This is a genomic window from Emticicia sp. 17c (assembly GCF_037153985.1).
GTDB lineage: Bacteria > Bacteroidota > Bacteroidia > Cytophagales > Spirosomataceae > Emticicia.
Genome location: NZ_JBBAYI010000002.1, coordinates 571485 through 590829, shown reverse-complemented (window position 1 = coordinate 590829; position 19345 = coordinate 571485). Strand labels below are relative to the sequence as shown.

The 19345-nt window shown below is 43.3% G+C and carries 13 protein-coding genes; 10 read left to right on the top strand and 3 right to left on the bottom strand.

The window, feature by feature from the left end:
- Positions 1-62 precede the first annotated feature (62 nt).
- From WAA15_RS06930 to WAA15_RS06915, 4 genes are all read left to right on the top strand, one after another.
- A complete protein-coding gene (locus tag WAA15_RS06930; protein WP_337041982.1) occupies positions 63-3908 on the top strand; it encodes an eCIS core domain-containing protein in 3846 nt (1281 codons plus the stop codon).
- Positions 3909-3934: 26 nt separating this feature from the next.
- Positions 3935-4828: a tetratricopeptide repeat protein gene (locus WAA15_RS06925; protein WP_337041981.1), complete on the top strand. Its 894-nt coding sequence runs from the start codon at positions 3935-3937 to the stop codon at positions 4826-4828.
- A 161-nt stretch (positions 4829-4989) separates the two neighbouring features.
- A complete protein-coding gene (locus WAA15_RS06920) occupies positions 4990-5586 on the top strand; it encodes a Crp/Fnr family transcriptional regulator (protein WP_337041980.1) in 597 nt (198 codons plus the stop codon).
- Between the two features lie 90 nt (positions 5587-5676).
- Entirely contained in the window at positions 5677-6513 is an 837-nt protein-coding gene (locus tag WAA15_RS06915; RefSeq protein ID WP_337041979.1) for a DUF2306 domain-containing protein, read from the top strand.
- Between the two features lie 124 nt (positions 6514-6637).
- Here WAA15_RS06915 and WAA15_RS06910 read toward each other — a convergent pair whose 3' ends face one another.
- The gene (locus WAA15_RS06910) at positions 6638-7165 is read right to left on the bottom strand and encodes a hypothetical protein (RefSeq protein ID WP_337041978.1); all 528 of its coding nucleotides are present in this window, start codon (positions 7163-7165) and stop codon (positions 6638-6640) included.
- A 270-nt stretch (positions 7166-7435) separates the two neighbouring features.
- Between WAA15_RS06910 and WAA15_RS06905 the strand changes: the two genes are divergently transcribed.
- Together WAA15_RS06905 and WAA15_RS06900 are read left to right on the top strand one after the other, a co-directional pair.
- Complete coding sequence (locus WAA15_RS06905) at positions 7436-8653, top strand: anhydro-N-acetylmuramic acid kinase (RefSeq protein WP_337041977.1); 1218 nt, start codon at positions 7436-7438, stop codon at positions 8651-8653.
- Between the two features lie 95 nt (positions 8654-8748).
- A complete protein-coding gene (locus WAA15_RS06900) occupies positions 8749-10656 on the top strand; it encodes a 3-coathanger stack domain-containing protein (protein ID WP_337041976.1) in 1908 nt (635 codons plus the stop codon).
- A 140-nt stretch (positions 10657-10796) separates the two neighbouring features.
- Here the strand turns inward: WAA15_RS06900 and WAA15_RS06895 are convergent, their stop codons facing one another.
- Positions 10797-13352, bottom strand: a complete 2556-nt coding sequence (locus tag WAA15_RS06895; protein ID WP_337041975.1) for a phosphoenolpyruvate carboxylase — start codon at positions 13350-13352, stop codon at positions 10797-10799.
- Between the two features lie 273 nt (positions 13353-13625).
- Here WAA15_RS06895 and WAA15_RS06890 point away from each other — a divergent pair, with 273 nt between their 5' ends.
- From WAA15_RS06890 to WAA15_RS06875, 4 genes are all read left to right on the top strand, one after another.
- Positions 13626-14765: a cysteine desulfurase family protein gene (locus tag WAA15_RS06890; protein WP_337042168.1), complete on the top strand. Its 1140-nt coding sequence runs from the start codon at positions 13626-13628 to the stop codon at positions 14763-14765.
- A 271-nt stretch (positions 14766-15036) separates the two neighbouring features.
- A complete protein-coding gene (locus WAA15_RS06885) occupies positions 15037-15516 on the top strand; it encodes a nucleoside deaminase (RefSeq protein ID WP_337041974.1) in 480 nt (159 codons plus the stop codon).
- Between the two features lie 27 nt (positions 15517-15543).
- Entirely contained in the window at positions 15544-16656 is a 1113-nt protein-coding gene (locus WAA15_RS06880; protein ID WP_337041973.1) for an XdhC family protein, read from the top strand.
- Positions 16657-16808: 152 nt separating this feature from the next.
- A complete protein-coding gene (locus WAA15_RS06875) occupies positions 16809-17585 on the top strand; it encodes a hypothetical protein (RefSeq protein ID WP_337041972.1) in 777 nt (258 codons plus the stop codon).
- A gap of 74 nt (positions 17586-17659) precedes the next feature.
- On the opposite strand, the gene ettA is transcribed toward WAA15_RS06875, so the two are convergent.
- Positions 17660-19324, bottom strand: coding sequence for an energy-dependent translational throttle protein EttA (gene ettA / locus WAA15_RS06870; RefSeq protein WP_337041971.1), 1665 nt, complete (start codon positions 19322-19324; stop codon positions 17660-17662).
- Positions 19325-19345: the final 21 nt, after the last annotated feature.

Below are 19345 nucleotides of genomic sequence, written 5' to 3'. Positions count from 1 at the left end.
ATGGTTTTTCAGCATTTAATCAGGTATATCCGCTGGTTTATAAAGTCATAAATTCAAACGTTATGGGTTTTCTAACATCAAAATCAAGCAGCTCGGCTTCCAACTTGCAGTCGTTTACCAATGGTAAAGACGCTACGATGCCTATCCAGACCAAATTGTCAGTAGGTAGCCCCGGCGACCCTGCCGAAAAAGAAGCCGATGCCGTCGCGCGTAAAGTGGTCGAAAACGATGCCATGAAAGATAAAGTACAACCTAAAGCCGACGAGAAGAAAGACGATAAGCTAGCCAAGAAAGAAGAGAAAAAAGACGATATCAAGAAGAAAGCCGACGACAAGAAAGACGATAAGCTAGCCAAGAAAGAAGAGAAAAAAGACGACATCAAGAAAAAAGCCGACGACAAGAAAGACGATAAACTAGCCAAGAAAGAAGAGAAAAAAGACGACATCAAGAAAAAGGCCGACGACAAAAAAGACGATAAACTAGCCAAGAAGGAAGAGAAAAAAGATGACATCAAGAAGAAAGCCGACGAGAAGAAAGACGATAAGCTAGCTAAGAAAGAAGAGAAAAAAGACGACATCAAGAAAAAGGCCGACGACAAAAAAGACGATAAGCTAGCTAAGAAAGAAGACAAAAAAGACGACATCAAGAAAAAAGCCGACGACAAGAAAGACGATAAACTAGCCAAGAAAGAAGAAGAAAAACCAGCCATAGCGAGGTCTATACAGGCAAAGCCAAACGTAAAAGATAAAAAAGCGGGAGATGGCTCTAACGACATGGATGCTATCGAGCAAAGGCTCAATGCTACAAAAGGTAATGGGAGGCCGCTCGAAACAGGCACTAAAGAGGCAATGGAAAGTAGTTTCGAGCATGATTTCTCGGATGTCAGAATCCATACTGACAATGAAGCCATTGAGCTTTGTCAGGCCCTTAATGCGCAGGCTTTTACACATGGTCATGATATTTACTTTAATTCGGGTAAATATGACCCTCAGCAAACCACAGGCAAGGAATTACTAGCACACGAACTCACGCACGTAGTGCAGCAGCAAAGGCATATTCATAGAATGGTGCAACGCAACCCCACAACTACTCCGGCTGGTGGTGGCAAAACCGGAGCAGACAGAATTTCAGGTGACAATATGAGCGTTCGCCCGGTGCAATTACCTAGATCAAAAGGTATCCATAGCGGTGGAAAATATGCAGGCATAGTAAAACGGAGAAAAAATTATAGCCGTGATGAAGTGAGCGAGTCAACCTCAAGTGGTTCAGCAAGTCAAACCACTCTCTGGAAACAAAATGTAAGAGAAGGAGTAAGTACACAAATTCAAAATCTAATAGCGCAACAACCCGGAGCAGGCCAACCCATTGAAGGCACTGAAGGGACCGAAGGAGAAGCAGACGGAGGGGCAGAAGCAGCACAACCAGTAGCCACAACCCCCGCCTCAAAACAGGTTTATTATTTCAAAAACAGGCGTAATCCACAGGTAAAACTCATCGGTCGAGAATCGGTTATTCGTAATGCTGCCCTCATTCCTACTTGGAATAAGGCAGGGCAAGCTACTGCTTTTGATGTTGACCACATAAAAGAGCTACAATTTGAAGGCGGAACCAACACAGTTGATAATCTTGAACTACTTAATTTTTCGGCCAATCGTAGTTCTGGCTCATCTATTATGCACCAGATTCGTGGTACTGTAGCCGATACTATTGATCAGGAAGATATAAAAGACCCACAAGATACCAACCAAAAACTAGCTACTGATGCGGCTTTAGAGAGATACGCAATCGAATTTGATGATAAGCATTTTAACGATGGCGAAGCTGTGAGTGCTAATGAAAGATGGTCGTTAGATGAAATAAAAGGTACTGCCGGTGATGCTCTCCTGAAAGATTTTGTTCCTATGACGGCCGCCGAAATTGCAGAAGCAAAAGGTACAGAAGCAGAACCCGTGGTTTTTACCAGCCCTGCCGGAGGTAGAATGATGAAAAAGAATGATATTACTGCATTAAATGGCAAAGGGTTATCAGGGGCAGCACTAAATATGGCGGATGCCGGAACTCAGACAGGCACAATCGTAGGTACTGTTGATATTACCCATTTTGATCAGGAACCGCTGAATATCCCCGTCCATCGTATGACAAACGTTAATCATGGGGGGTATATCAAGCGGGGTGGTGCAGGTGGCGGTTTAGAGACTATCCTAAGCAGGCTCAAATTTAAGGGTTTAAGTCCTATTGTTATTAATTCAGCCGATTTAGTACCCGGCGTAGGAATTGTAGCAAGAGGTAAAATCAGGCCATCGGTTAAGCTGTTTAAAAATGTAGAAGTCGATTTAAGCATAGAAGGCAAAAACGTAGAAATCAGCAAGACATTCTCATCGGGCGAAATTGCCGTTCCGCCACCATTCAAGATTCATGATTGTAGCCTTTCGCTGTTTGCAGGTACAAGAGGTGTAGGCGCAAGAGGAAAAATAGATTTCGCCATTAATAAAGTAGGTGAGGGCAGTATAAGTGCAAGGGCTGGCGTAGGTAGTGGTTTTGAACTGGAAGGGAATTTTGAATTTGACAAACAGGTTTTTAATAATGCAAGCGTAAGAGTAAGGTATGTTCACCCCGAGGAGGGGGATGATTCGCTGACGGTAAGTGGCGTAATAAATATTCCGAAAGGAAAAATTAACGGCGTAAAAAGTGCTACAATCAATGTGACTTATACAGATGGCAGCCTGACCGCAACTGGCGATGCAGAACTGGATGTGCCGGGTGTAAAGAGTGCGCATCTGGAAGTTAATTTTAGTGGCGAGCAGTTTCGCATTGCCGGCACTGCCGACTTGCAGCACCGCCTCATTGAAAGTGGCAGGCTGGAGGCTGAAATCATTAAAAGAGGCGAGGAATACACCGTTAATATGTCTGGCACGGCACGCCCCCGAATACCCGGCATTAGTAGCCAGTTGACAGTAAGTTATCAGAATGGTATCATTAATATTTCGGCACAAGCAGGCTACACCCGCGGAATGTTGTCGGGTACGTTATCACTTGGATTTACAAATCAGGCAGTTGGCGCAGACGGAAAACCTACCGGAACCCAAACCGAACAACTAACTTTTTATGGAAGCGGGCAGCTAACCCTGAAACTAACCCCATGGCTTCAGGCCACCGCTGGAGTTAAGTTTTTACCCAATGGCGAAATAGAAATATTAGGCCGAATAGCCCTGCCAAGTGCGGTTGATGTATTTCCACGCAAAGAAATAAGCAAAGATTTATTCCGGTTCCCGACTATCGAAATACCCATTTTTGCCATACCACTTGGGTCGCGTAGTATAGGGCTTGTGGGTACTATTGGCGGGGGGCTGCAAGGTTTTGCAGGCATTGGCCCCGGGCAGCTTCGCGACACTTTTCTGGAAGTTAAATATAACCCCGACCATGAAGACCAGACAACCGTAACAGGTAATGCCCGTTTTGTAGTACCTGCCAATGCTGGCCTGCGCATTTATGCCCGCGCTGGTATTGGGGCAAGTGTGGCTATTGCAAGGGTTTCAGGTGGGCTCGAACTAGGAGGAAGCCTTGCCATAGAGGGCGAAGCAAGTGCCGCTGTAAACGTAAACTGGACCCCGCAAACGGGCTTGCAACTCAATGCTGAGGCTAATATTTCGGTACAACCAAAATTCAAGTTTGATGTAAGTGCTTATGTAGAAGCCTCGCTCGATTTGCTGGTAACAGAACTTTCAGAAGAAAAACGATGGACACTCGCACAGTTTGAATATGGCTCGGCATTAACCGTAGGACTTAAATTTCCGATACATTATCAGGAAGGGCAACCCTTCGATGTATCGCTTAATGATGTGGAGTTTACCTATCCAGATATCAATCTGGGTGAGTTTGCCAAAGGAATTGCAAGTAAGTTTATGTAAGAATTAAAAAGATTTTCATTAAAAATATGGATGTTTCTCGTCTTTCACCCGCCGACCTCAATAATCAGGCAGCCTTGCTGGTTTTAGAAGGAAAATTCGAGGAGGCTGAGCAGTATTTTAGCCTTTCGCTCGCAGCCGAACCTGCCAACGCTTCGGCACTTAATAACTATGGTTTATTGCTTCAGCAGCTTGGACAATTAGATAAAGCCGAAGAATTATTGCAAAAATCGGTCAGCCATAACCCGAATAGTTCGAGCGCGAACCTGAATTTAGGTAATGTTCTGTTTCAGAAAAACAGACAGCAGGAAGGGCTTGATTATATTGTGAATGCCATAAAACTAGACCAAACCAATGCCATGGCTTGGGAAAGTCTGGCTAAAATCATGATGAACGACGGAGACATGGCTGCGGCAGATAAATACTGGCAAAAAGCAATTGAGCATAATCCTGAAAATATCACAAGCCGCATTCAGGCAGGCATAGTAAAGGCCGGATTGAAACAGTTTCAGGAGGCAATCGACTATTTTGAAGAAGTAATAAATATAGAGCCTGAAAATGCTTTTGTCTGGGGGCAAATCGGCTTGGTTGAGTTAATGCAGAATAATATCGGATACGCTCAGAAAGCCTTTAAAAAAGCACTTGGTCTTGAACCCGAAAATGAGTCGGCACGTTACCATCTTTCGCTCACATATTTTCTGACAAACGATTTACCCAACGCCGAAATTGAGTTGAAACGAGTTATTGCTCTCTACCCGAATCATCAGAAGGCTTACACCGACTTGGGGGTTCTGTACATGGCTACCGGTAATGAGGCAGAAGCGCAAAAGTATATAGCCCATGCCCTGAAAATTAATCCTGCCGACCAAAGAGCTTTACAAATTCAGGAAAGTTTTTCGGTGCAAATGGTGGCTAGCCATTAGCTGCAAGGTGGTAGTGTTTTCGCAGAATAGCTTAATTTTTGAAGTAGAATAATAATTTTTATTACGAATATGACAGGCATTGAGTAAAGATTTGTATTATTGCTAATGCACAAGAGCGTTTCGTATTAAAAAGACTTCTTTCTTATTGCTGCTTCATTAATATGCAACATTACTACACTACATTGTTTGATTATATCGAACAGATTCTTGCCTTGCCGGAAGCTGATAAAGAATCGATTCAACAGACTTTTAAACCGGTTTTTGCACCAAAAGATACCATCATTGAAGCCGCTGGCCAGATTCCACATTACCACAACTTCATTGTGTCGGGGTATATGCGCAATTTTCATCTGGATAAAAATGACAATGAAATTACTACCGATATTAATGATGGCCCCCGTTTTTTTACGTCTTACTATCATTTTATGAACCAGACGGAATCTAATGAAAACATTCATTGTATTACCGACTGCGAATTACTCAGAATCAGTCGGGAAGATGTTGAAAAAAGTGCAAAAACCAGTAGTACGCTCAAAGACTACACCATTCAGATTCTTCAAAAACACCTCGAAGAAGACAAAACCCGCATTAATGATATGATAAACCTGACGGCAGAAGAACGCTACGAGAAACTGTTGCGCTTAAAACCAAACCTTGCGCGCCATGTTCCGTTGCGTTATATTGCGTCATATCTGGGTATTACACAAAGGCACCTGAGCCGCCTCCGAAAGCCTTTTTCTTCGGGCCATTTAAAATGAAATAAAACCGCCTGTACCTATTAGACATTTGTCTACAAAGCTGCAAAAGAGCTTGTCTTAAGTTTGCATAAAACTTAACGCTTTGTTCGTATGCAAACCAATGTAACTACCTTTCCTGTTCAATCAGCAAGGCACGCACTTGCTGCCAAATTTCTTACCTATTCGGCTGCAGTCTGGCTTGTGGTGGCAAGTATCGGGCAATGGCTATTTGGTATTTATATCTTTCTTTTTTATGGCAAAACAGCCGTTGAAGGCAATTTTGAACGCTGGAATAAAGTATTGCCCCACGGCTATGTTGCCGGAGACTGGAAAGGAAACCTTGTAGTAGGAGCCCACGTTTTGCTAGCCATTATTATTGTTTTTGGTGGACCATTACAGCTTATTCCGGCGGTACGCCAACGCTTTCCGGTTTTTCATCGCTGGCTTGGACGTTTGTATGTTGTTATAGCTTTTCTGGTAAGTCTGGCAGGAGTAATAATGATTTGGACACGCGGCGGCGTGGGAGATATGCTACAACACGTCTCAATCAGTATTCAGGGTGTTTACATTATGGTATTTGCTTTCCTGACTTTTCAATATGCGAAAAAGCGTCAGTTTGCGCTTCATCGGGCATGGGCATTAAGGCTCTTCATGGTGGTTAATGGAGTTTGGTTTTTCAGGGTGGGGCTTATGTCATGGCTAGTAATTAACGGTGGCCCTGCGGGCTTCGACCCCGAAACTTTTACGGGGCCTTTTCTTACGGCCTTGTCGGTCTTTACTTATGTTGTTCCGCTTTCATTACTTGTACTGGAATTATATTTCTACGCACAACGAAAACAACAAAGTATCCTGAGTTTTTTCGCTTCAGGAGTTATTGTGCTGTTTACAGTTATTATGGGTATCGGAATAATCGGCGCAACTATGGGTATGTGGCTACCACGGTTGTAGAATACAGCCTTTTTATTGGGGTATTAATTTGTGAGGGGTAGGGGCCTTGCTCTTTACCCCTTCATATTTTTAATATTGATGAATTTTTGGTGTCCTGTTTTACTGATACAGTTATGCAAAATTATCATTCTGGTAATAGAATTTCTTTTTCTATCCTTTCGAATTCATTTGTGGCTTCGTTATAATAAACAGCAACAAGCCTGAAACCTGTTTTTTCGTAAAGCATAGAATCTTTATAGCCTATCAAAAGATAAAAAACGTCTCTTATCAGTAATTTCCCATTTTTTATATACTGCTTTTGTTTAATACTTTTTCCTGTTTCTGAAAAAATTATCTTATTTGGAATCCAGCGTTCATCTCTTAAACTTTCAACCGATTGATTTAAAGAGGTAGGTCTTTGCTTTTCTTCAATTAAAATTTCTATTCTCTCATTTGTTGATAGTTCAAGTCCATCAAGTGTCAAAACTATATCAAATTTTTCGGGCTTTGACCACGGCTCTTCACCAATTTGAGTAAATTCTCTATAAGTATCTTTCCCTCTTTCAGTTTGGGTGTCGTGATAAAACATCTTTATTTCTTTTATTTTTTTAGGAGAAAAGCTAAAAGAACAGGTTATAATTAGTAAATGAAAATAAATAATTACTTTTTTCATGGTTGTATATGGAAGGTTTTCTATGAAAAATGGTTTCTATCGGTTGAATGATTATTGTGGGCAAAACGCCTTTATAATCTGCAATATAATAAAATTAAAACCTGTCATAAGTGGTTATACAATACCTTTTAAAGTAGCTGGTTTTGAGTACTGGACCCAATTTTCAAAAGAACTATATTTAAAATAATAGGGTCTGCCTACTTAATAGTTATTTTTGTTGTAAAAAATAAACCATAACCCTGTTTAAGTCCGGTTCGGGCAGGCACTTGTATGAATCAGAACATAGAAAAACTTTATGCCATTGCACAGCGTGAAGAACGAATAATTATAGGTTTGATGTCGGGTACGTCAATGGATGGCCTTGATGTAGCCTTATGCAGATTTGTAGGTAGTGGAGGCGACACAAACGTGAAAGTAGAATATTTTGAGACAGTACCTTTTACAGAAGATATTAAAGACGAAATAAGAAAGGTTTTTGCCAAAAAACAGATCGATTTTCAGCAATTATGTTTGCTTAACCCGTGGATTGGTAATTTGCACGGACAAATTGTAAACGATTGCCTGAAAAAATGGGGAGTTGCAGCAACCGAAGTAGATGTAATAGCCAGCCACGGGCAGACGGTTTTTCATGCACCTAAAATTCTGCATGGGCTTGAGAAATTCCCGAATGCTACCTTACAGATTGGCGATGGAGACCACCTGTCTATGACAACGGGCATTATCACGCTTTCTGATTTCCGTCAGAAACATTGTGCCGCAGGCGGCGAAGGCGCTCCGCTGGCTGTATACGGCGACTACCTTATTTTTTCAAAAAGGGGCGAAAATCGCCTGCTGCTAAATATGGGGGGCATTGCTAATTTTACCTATCTGGCTGCTAATCTGGATGCCAACGAAGTATTTGCTACCGATACTGGCCCGGGTAATACCCTCATAGATGCCTACATGAAAAAGCATTTCGATCTCCCTTACGATGCCGATGCGCGCATGGCCCAGCAGGGTACTGTAAACGAGGTTTTACTGGCAGCTCTGAAAGAAGATATTTTCTTTAGCAAGCCTTTCCCAAAAACCACAGGGCCTGAATTGTTTAATCTGGCATATTTGGCACAGGCACAGGAGAAAACCCATACACAAAGCCTGCCCCATACCGATGTACTGGCTACTTTGTGCCGTTTTTCGGCTGAAACCATAGCCGAAGCCATTCAGAAATTGCTCGACTCCCTGCCTGACTACGAAGACAACCCGCGTTCGTTTACCATATTTGGCAGCGGAGGTGGTGTGCATAACCCCTTACTTATGGGCTGGCTCGAAGAACTACTGCCGTGGTTACGTTTCAGAAAAACCGATGATTGTAACATTCCGGGCGATGCCAAAGAAGCAGTACTATTTGCCACGCTTGCCAACGAAGCATTGGCCGGAGGCCGTACTGACTTCGGCTCAAGGAAAGGCGTACCTAGCGTATCTATGGGGAAAATTTCATTTCCTGCCTGAAATTTGCCTACATTTGTATAGGCTTACAACTTTATGCAGGTTAAAACTGTCAGGTAAGTAAAATTAAGGAATTGCGTTAATGCCCCGTTACTATTATGAATTTTAATCGGATTTTGATTAGTTGTTTTGTGTTACTTACTTTGTTTGGTTATGAGGGTATGGCACAGATTGCGCTGTCGCACCCAATGAATCGGATGGTGTTTCAGCGTAATAATTCGCATCAGGGAACCATACTTATTGCAGGTACGTATCTGTCAGAAGTAGACCGCATTGAGGCCAGAGTTGTGCCTAAACAACTCAACTGGGGTACTTCTACCAACTGGGTGGTTATTCAGACCAATCCTACCAATGGGTATTTTTCGGGAAGCCTTACTGTGCAGGAAGGCTGGTATCAGCTAGAGGTAAATGCCTATAAAAATAATAATCTGGTCGATGGCAAAATTGTTGAGCGTGTGGGTGTAGGAGAGGTTTTTGCCATTGCGGGGCAGTCGAACGCACAAGGAGGCGCAGGAGTGAGTACTTCCGCCGAAGATGACCGTGTAAATGCTATTGATTATAATAACGCGTATTCGGACTATAACAAACTGCCCATTGGTTTTTCGAAACTTACCGGAGATTCGACCGGAATAGGCCCTTTTCATTATGTGCCGTGGGCATGGGGTAGGCTTGGCGATTTGCTCGCTGCCCGCCTGAATGTGCCAATTCTGTTTTATGGAGCCGGACACGGCGGAACTTCAAGCGAAAACTGGGGTAAATCGGCCTTAGGGCAACCTTTCGATGGGCCTTTCTTTGTAAGGCAAGAATATGGCGCACCTTACCGCGCCCTTGAGAACTCGGTGGCTGTATATGCCAGCCTGACAGGGCTTAGGGCGGTATTATGGCATCAGGGCGAAAGTGACCCTGATACGTTCTTTGAAACATATTATAATAATGTCAAGAATGTAATTGAGAAGTCGAGAGAAAATGCCGAGCATAGTTCGCTGGCTTGGGTAGTGGCGCGTGCTTCTCGCAATCCGGGCGAACACCTGAATGTAATTATCGGGCAGAATACCCTTATCGATGGCTTCTATTATAACGGGTATAATGTTCCGCCTGTTCCGAATGTTTTTGCAGGCCCTGAAACAGATAATATCTATGGCGGGCAGAACCGCACCGACGGCATTCATTTTGATACATACGCCGGACAAGCCGAATTTGCTAACCTGTGGAATGCCAGCCTGACTGATAATTTCTTTAGCCAGTCTACACCTATGATGGCTGCACCATTATTGCCGCTTACACTGGCGTGTGCGCCGAATAACCCGTCAACACCAATTACGCTTTCGGTAAGTGGTTCTTATAATGAATATTACTGGTCGAATCGGGATAACACCGATGCCGAAGCCAGAGGGGGTAACTCGAGCGGTTGTTGTAATTTTACGTATTATCCACCTGCGGGGTATGAAAGACTTAACTGGACCACCCTGCCTCATACCAGTTCTATTACAGTAGCACCGGCACGGCTGGCGGCATCGGTGCGCAATAGTAGTAAAAAGACTTTCTTTAGTCCGATTGTTGATTTATCGGTATTCTTGTTACCCACTACTCCTGCCATAACGCCTTCGGCGGCACAGATTCGCCCGGGCGATAGCGTTACGCTTACAGGTAGTAACTGTAATGCCAGCTATGCGTGGTCTACGGGCAGTGTTGTCAACCCATTAGTGGTAAGTCCGGCGGTTACTACGGCTTATACCGTCGATTGTAAAACCTTGCATTGTAAGGTTACATCGGCTACACAGTCAATCAAGGTTTCTTCTTGTTTTCCTACCAGTTTATCGTTAAATGGCTCGGTTAGCGACAGCCAGTCGCCGTATCAGAGCAAACAATCGATTCAGAGTGTACAGAAAATCGAACTTAGCGGAAAAATTAATTATAGTGCTGCTGCAAAGGTCGAGCTACTGCCCGGCTTCGAATCAAAAGTAGGGTCAGTCTTTAAAGTTTCTATTGAAGATTGTAACGACTAAAACACAAAAAAGAGATATTTCAGAGAGAAAAAACAAGCAGAGGTCTACAAATACTAAGAGCCGTACACAATACGGCTCTTAGTATTTGTAAATGGGTGTTGCTTATAACTTTAGCCTGAAACAGGAGCTTAATAAACACCTTAGGCTGAATTTCGGCTGGCGTTAATGTTGCCAAACAACGAGCGGGTAACCATTTTTTCGTATACCAGTCTTAATTGCTCGTCGGTTGTTTCTTCTATTTTCTGCAAGGCATATTGCTGAATAGTCAGCAATGGCAATACGATATGCTCGCGGTATTCAATCGAAAGTTTGCTGAGTTTTTCATTTTCCATGAGGCTTTTTTGCCCTGAAATAAGCAGCATATTGTCTACGGTGAGTTGGTATTCTTTGTAGAGAATCTCCCAGAACTGCCCATACTCAGGGTCTTTTCTCATATAGTAGGTCAGCGGGAAATACGTTTTTGTAAGAGCCATCATGCTGTTTTCCATTAATGTTTTGAAATACAGCGAGTTTTCATACAACGATTTCAACTCTTCAAGTCGGCCTTCGTTTACGGCTTTTTGCAGGGCTGACCCAAATCCGAAATAACCCGGCACATTTTGTTTAAGCTGGCTCCAAGAACCTACAAACGGAATAGCGCGGAGGTCAGAAAGGCTCAGTTTCTTGCCCGAACTGCGTTTGCTTGGGCGGCTGCCAATATTGGTTAGCCCATAATATTTAAGGGTACTTTTGTTTTCTAGGTATGGTACAAATAGCGGGTGTTCTTTTAACTCGAAATATTTTTTTACACCCTCTTCGGCTAGTTCATCAATCAGGTTACGTTCGTTGCTGTTAATAACTGATTTATCGTCCTGAAAAACATCATTAATAATACCCGCCGATAACAACTGCTCAAAGTTGTACATGGCTTGTGAGCGTGACCCGTACATCGACGTAATGGTTTGCCCCTGAATAGTTATCTGGATTTCGTTATTAGCAATGGTTGGGCCTTGCGAAGCATAAAACTGGTGCGTTTTGCCACCTCCACGTGCTGGTGGGCCACCACGGCCATCGAAGAAAATAACTTCTACCTGATTTTGTTTTGACACCTCTGTGAGCTTCTCCTTAGCCTGATAAATTTCCCAGTTGGCTTTTACATATCCGCCATCTTTGGTGCCGTCAGAGAAACCGAGCATGATGGTCTGGTGATTATTGCGGCGTTCGAGATGGTTTTTATAGAATTCTAGCTGATACAGGGCTGTCATGGTAGCCTGCGAGCCATCTAGCCCTTCGATAGTCTCAAATAGCGGCATTACATCTACCTTTACATCTGTTTCTTTGTATCCGCAGAACCGGAACAGAGCCAGCACTTCAAGTACCGAGAAAATCGAGGTTGAGTTACTGATAATATACCGATGGCAGGCTTTTTCGCCATTCATCGTTTGAATCTCTTTAATGATTCTTACAGTTCTGAAAGTATCCTGCGTGAGGGGGTCTTCAAAGTCATCTTCATTAACTAAGAGTTCCTGTTCGGTCAGGAAACGAAGTTTTTCGTCGTAGCTCCAGTCAGCATATTTTTTGTCAGAGATTTTATAACGCTGGTTAATCTGCTCCATTACACTCTCATGAATGCTGCTGTCCTGACGTATGTCTAGGCTGGCAAAGTGTAGGCCAAACAGTTTTACCTGACGGATGAACTTATCGAGCAAATCAAGAAAAATACTATTATGGCGGGTAATAAGTATCTGGCGCACCTCGTCGAGTGAGGTCAGGAGTTCTTCCAGCGTCAGGTCATGTTTTAGCCCGTTCATGTTTGTATATATGCGATTGCTGATGGCCGTCAGCAAAGGCATTACGCCTTTAAAAGTCAGGCGGCGGCAAATAATCTTGAAATCGTTATAATAGCATTTCAGAATACTGGTTCTGAGTTCAATAGAAACTTTCTTTGAAATTTCGGCCGTTACAAAAGGGTTGCCGTCACGGTCACCACCGGGCCAGAAACCCAGTTCAAGCACGGGGTTAAAGCTCCGGCTTCCGTTCTGGAAGTAAGTATAAAGTTTATCATGTACTTCGCCAATTACCTGATAGTATACATGGCGCAGGTAAAAAATAATACTTTGGGCTTCCTCTAGTGGAGTTGGTTTCTGCTCGTTAATAAATGGTGTTTTACCCAACTGTTGTAACAGCGAATCAATCCCATTAATATCATTTTTCGGAATTAGCTGCTCTAAATCCTGAATAATACGCAATACGCTACTCGGATAAAACTGTGTAGGATGAGCCGTAAAGACTATCCGAACTTTAAAGTTTTTGAGTTTTTCCTGTACTTCGGCTAGCTTATCGTGTTGCAGTGCTAAATCGAGCGTGCCTTGTAGGGTTCCTTTACCATTGAGCGGGTATAACTTGTCGAAGGCCGAGTCTTCCACGCTATCAAAAAGTACCACTTGTCGTTCAATATAAGTAATAAACCTGAACAACAGGTCGATTTTTTCTTTTTCTTCCCTGATAGAAGTGTACTGATTGAAAAACGTATCAATGATTTCCTTTGGTTCTTTTTCCTGATTGAAACCAGCTTCTGACAAATCATGCAAAAAAGGCATTAACTGGCCTATCTTGGTCATTTTGTCGTACGGAAGCCTTGAAAAAAGCGTATTGAATACAAGATATTTGTTGTGAATTTCCTGTGTAAAAATCGAATCAATAGAATTTCCCAGCATTTTTTTACAAGTATTAATGGTATGACAGAACAAACTACGTAAAAATGTATGGCATTTTGATTATTTTACCGAATAAAGTTTGGGGATTCTTGAAAAAGTTAAAATCTTTCAAAAGATATAACAATTCTATGAGAATGGGTTTCTCTTCAATTAAGACTTGTAATTTTACATAATGAAACCACAAGCCGCCTAAAAAACGCTTTGGCAGTAAAGTGTCGGAACAATACCCATATCCGAACTTGTTTCAGAAAAGAAGCCGAAAACAATCTGTTCATGAAATACCCGATTTACCTCGATTACAACGCTACCACGCCTATCGATAAAGCTGTGCTGGAAGCCATGATGCCTTACCTCACCGAACACTTCGGCAATGCTGCCAGCCGTTTTCATGCGTATGGGTGGCAGGCGGCTGAGGCTGTAAGTATGGCGCGGCAACAGGTAGCAACATTGTTAGGGGCCAGCGAAAAAGAAATTATTTTTACAAGCGGTGCCACTGAGTCGGTGAATCTGGCTATTAAAGGCATTTTTGAAGCCCTTAACCATAAAGGTAAACATATTATTACTGTTGCAACCGAGCATAAAGCTGTGTTGGATACCTGCCTGCATCTGGAAAAACTGGGGGCTGAGGTAACTTACCTGAAAGTAGATACAGAAGGGAATATTGCGCTGGAAGCCCTCGAAGATAGTATCCGCCCCGATACCCTCCTGATTTCGGTGATGGCGGCTAATAACGAAATCGGTACTACGTATCCGTTGCGTGCATTGGCGCAACTGGCGCACAAGCATGGGGTGTTGTTGCATACCGATGCCACACAGGCTATTGGCAAACTGCCTGTTGATGTAGTAGCCGACGACATTGACTTACTGAGTTTATCGGCCCATAAAATTTATGGCCCTAAAGGTGTAGGAGCTTTGTATGTCAGAAAAAAACTCAACCTTGTAGCTCAGCAAGATGGCGGCAAGCACGAACGTGGCTTGCGCTCAGGTACTTTAAATGTGGCTGGTGTTGTGGGGTTAGGCAAAGCCTGCGAGCTTTGCCAGCAGATGCTCGTAGAAGAAAGTGCACGGGTGGCTGCCCTGCGCGACCAACTGGAAGCGGGTATTCTGGCGGCTTTGCCTCAGGCACAAGTGAATGGAAGCCGCATAAACCGCTTAACCAATATAACAAACATAAGTTTTGGGCAAATGGATGGCGAACAGCTACTCATGAGCCTGAATGGCATAGCTGTATCGAACGGCTCGGCGTGTAATTCGGCTACTACCGAACCTTCGTATGTATTAAAAGCCCTCGGACTGGACGACACCCAAGCATACAGTTCTGTACGTTTTAGCTTGGGCCGCTATACCACTGCCGAAGATATTACGCTGGCTATCGAGCATGTGGTTCAGGTAGTGAAACGGATGCGCTTGTAGGAAAAATTTCTCCCAAACAAAGGGCTGTTTTCAGGTAGAGGTGGCTTTTGCCCGAGGTTTCGGTTTATCGTAGTATGTTGTTTTTTTGGTAAATTGCCATTGCTTTGGTTTTCGGGTAGGTAAGCCATTATTGCCTGTTCTGGTTAAATGCACTAGCATTTAAGAGGTTTTAAGCCAATTTATAACGACAATGCACCCTTGTGAGAGTGAAACTATTTGACAAGTCTGTTTTAATTCGATAGATTTAATTTTACAACAATGTACGACTGATATGCAAGCGCAAAAAAAGATATTTATGCAAAAAGCCATTGAGCTATCAATGATAGGAAGCAAAGAAGGTGTAGGGCAGGGGCCTTTTGGGGCGGTAATAGTGAAAGATGGCAAAATAGTTGGGCAAGGGCACAATCAGGTAGTAGCTTTGAACGACCCAACCGCTCATGCAGAGGTAATGGCTATCAGAGATGCGTGTAAAAATCTGGGTACGTTTCAGTTAAACGATTGTGAGATTTATACTTCTTGCGAGCCATGCCCCATGTGCCTGAGTGCCATTTACTGGGCCAGACTCGGAAAAATCTACTACGGAAACACCCGTGACGATGCCGCCGCCATAGGCTTCGATGATGCTTTTCTGTATCAGGAAATTCCGTTGCCGCATACAGAGCGGCAAATAAGTATTGAACCTCTAAGCCGTGAAGAAGCCCACGAAGCGTTTGTTTTATGGGCAAAAAAAGAGAACAAAACAGACTATTAACCAATTATGCCCTTTTTTCGGATATACATGAAAGAGATTAAGCAAATTGTTGAAGCCTATCAGAAAATTGATTTTAGTAAGAACAGAGCAGCTTTGGCAACTGTGGTGCGGGTTGAGGGGTCGTCGTACAGGCGAACGGGCGCGAGAATGTTGGTGATGGAGTCTGGCGAATGGATTGGTGGCATAAGTGGCGGATGTCTGGAGGGCGATGCACTAAAAAAGGCACGCTTAGCCATGTTACAGAACAAGGCTACACTGGTAACATACGATACCTCTGACGATGACCCTTACCAGATAGGCGTTGGATTGGGTTGTAATGGCATCATTGATGTGCTAGTTACGCCTCTCGACCCTAAAAATGAGCATAATGCTGTGCGCCAGATTAGCCATTGCCTCAACCACCGAAGCCCCGATGTACTGGTAACTGTTACAGGGTTAAGCAGGGCTCATGATGCTATTGCGTTAGGAGAGGTTTTCAGGTTTGATACGCCTGCGCATTTTGCAGAAGTGTTTCCGCTGGATGAGATACAGGGGCAGGTTTCTGACGAAATAATAACGGTTTTACACACTTTGAAATCGGTTTCACAAACGTATATTATTAACGGTGAAACAAAAATCAGCCTTTTTATTGAGGTGATTCCCCCTCCGGTACAGCTTTACGTTTTTGGTAGTAATTATGATGTTTACCCGATGGTAAGGTTGGCTAAAGAATTGGGCTGGCGGGTGGTGGTGGTGTGTAATCCGGCTAAAATGCACCCTTCGCTTTTTACGATGGCCGATGCAGTCGTGCCTAAAGACTACATACCTGAAGTTGACCCTTATACGGCAGCTATCTCGATGTGCCATGATTATGAAACCGATTACCGTAATTTATTAACCCTGCTACGAACCGACATCCGTTATATTGGTTTGCTGGGGCCTAAAAAGCGCACTATGAAGATGTACACGCGTATGGAGGAAGAAGGAATGGCACTTGCTGAGGCCGACGAAAACCGTATTTATAGCCCCGTAGGGCTTGATATTGGTGCCAACACTCCTGAAGAAATTGCACTGGCAATATGTGCCGAAATCCGTACAAATTTCTCAGGAAGAGACGCCGGAAAATTAAAATTCAGAAAAAAACCGATTTATGACGCATAAAATTTGGATTTTTCTTAGAAGTAAAATATAATTGCTGTACTATTCAGACCAAACCTCTTATAAGCCAGCAAATGGCAAATATTTTAGTGTTTATCAAAAACTGATAAACTGCTGTTAGTGGATTATGCTTTAACTTTTGTAAACGTACCGGAATGTCCCTCAAGTTTATATCCTTGTATGGGTTAGTTGTCATGCTAACTGTGCTGTTTTTTCAGTTTATCCCCTCACCTGAAATGCTTTCATGGGAAGAAGTGCTACTGTCAAAACTGCTTAATCAAATGCCTGCCCTGCTTTGTGTAGTGTATATGATTTTTCAACGTCGGCGAATCAAAAACGCTACGTTATACTACCTGCTGTTAGGGTTCCTTCTGATAAATATCATTTCTGAAATTTATTTCTATTTGATGCCTGAAAAAAATCAGCTTATTGCTAATGTGCTGAACAACGGCTTTATGTATATAGCTTTAATATTGCTTTACTCACAGATGCAAAGCCAGCGAGTTGAACGTGTAGCCAACCGTAAAACCCTGCTTTATGCTACGGGGGCAGGTGTGGTGTTCGGGCTGGGTTTTCTGTGGTCGGCTATGCGCCTTTTGCAGGAGCATTTCCAGACCAACCAACCATTGGTAGTAGTAGTATTATTTACTATGCTTACAACAATTATGGCTGTGTGTTCAAGTTTTTTTGTTGATAAACTTCAGTCAAGAAACTGGTACAGGGTAATTGCAGGAACCATAGCCCTGACAATAACCGATATTTATGTGTATGTAAGTATCTTTATTCTGAAAGTTTTTCCGGTGTATTCTTACACCATTGGCAAAGTGTTCTTTTCTATTGGCCTGATGCTTATAGTTGACCGCCTCATGAGAAAATGCCTACATAAAGAAACCTATGCCTTACGCTACGGCAAAGTTTCCAAGCCTGTATAAACGCCTGTAAAATCAAAACCATCTGCAAAGACAATGATTTACAGATGGTTCGGTATGTTTTTAATAATGAACTACTATTGAAGTTTTTTGTACTTGATACGTTTAGGTGTTACATCTGTACCTAAACGTTTGCGGCGGTTCTCTTCATACTCAGAGAAATTACCTTCAAACCAATATACCTGCGAGTTGCCTTCAAATGCCAGAATATGTGTTGCAATTCGGTCAAGGAACCAACGGTCGTGAGAAATAACTACGGCACAACCCGCAAAATTCTCTAGCCCTTCCTCCAAAGCACGAAGCGTGTTCACGTCCAAGTCATTGGTAGGCTCATCTAACAGCAACAGGTTACCGCCTTCTTTTAGCATCATGGCCAGATGCACACGGTTTCTTTCTCCGCCCGACAGGTTAGCAATTTTTTTCTCTTGGTCGGCTCCCTGAAAATTAAAACGGCTCACATAGCCCCGTGCATTTACCTGACGGTTGCCAAGCATTACCCAGTCGTTGCCGCCCGAAATCATTTCATAAACCGATTTGCTTCCGTCTAGTTGGTTATGTTCTTGGTCTACGTAAGATAATTTCACGGTTTCGCCTACTTCAAAGCTGCCATCAAGAGGTTTTAGTTGCCCTGTAATAAGTTTGAACAAAGTGGTTTTACCTGCGCCATTGGGCCCGATAATACCCACAATACCATTTTGTGGCAGGCTGAAATTAAGGTCTTCGTACAGAAGCCTGTCGCCAAAGCCCATTTTTACGTTGTGTGCTTCAATTACTTTATTACCCAAGCGTGGCCCTGGCGGAATAAACAACTCCAGTTTTTCTTCACGTTCTTTGCTATCTTCACTCACCATGCGGTCGTAGGCGGCCAAACGGGCTTTTGATTTTGCCTGACGCGCCTTCGGTGCCATTCTTACCCATTCTAATTCACGTTGCAGGGTTTTCTGGCGTTTTGATTCTGACTTCTCTTCTTTTTCCAGTCGGTTTTGTTTTTGTTCTAGCCATGACGAATAGTTACCCTTCCACGGAATACCCTCGCCGCGGTCAAGTTCCAGAATCCAGCCAGCTACATTATCAAGGAAGTAACGGTCGTGGGTAACGGCAATTACAGTTCCTTTGTATTGGCGCAGGTGTTCTTCGAGCCATAGTACCGACTCGGCGTCTAGGTGGTTGGTAGGCTCATCAAGCAAAAGCACGTCTGGCTGTTTAAGCAACAGGCGGCAAAGTGCTACACGGCGTTTTTCACCACCCGAAAGAGTTTCAATTTTGGCATCTTCAGGTGGGCAGCGCAAGGCATCCATGGCGCGCTCGAGGCGGGTATCGAGTTCCCAAGCATCAAGCTGGTCAAGTTTTTCCTGCACTTCTCCTTGGCGGGCCAGTAGTTTATCAAAATCGGCATCAGGGTCAGCAAAAGCATTGTTAATATCGTCAAATTCTTTTAGTAAATCTACGATTTCCTGCACACCTTCTTCTACTACTTCTCTTACGGTCTTGGTGGGGTCAAGCTGTGGCTCTTGTTCAAGCAGCCCAACGGTATAACCCGGAGAAAAAACTACTTCGCCATTGATGTTTTTATCAATACCAGCAATTACGCGGAGCAGAGTAGACTTACCGGATCCGTTCAGACCTAATACCCCGATTTTTGCCCCATAAAAAAACGACAGGTAAATATTTTTGAGAATCTGGCGGTTAGGCGGAATGATTTTACTCACCCGCTCCATAGAAAAAATAATTTGCTCACTCATGGTCTAAAGGAGGTTTCTTAG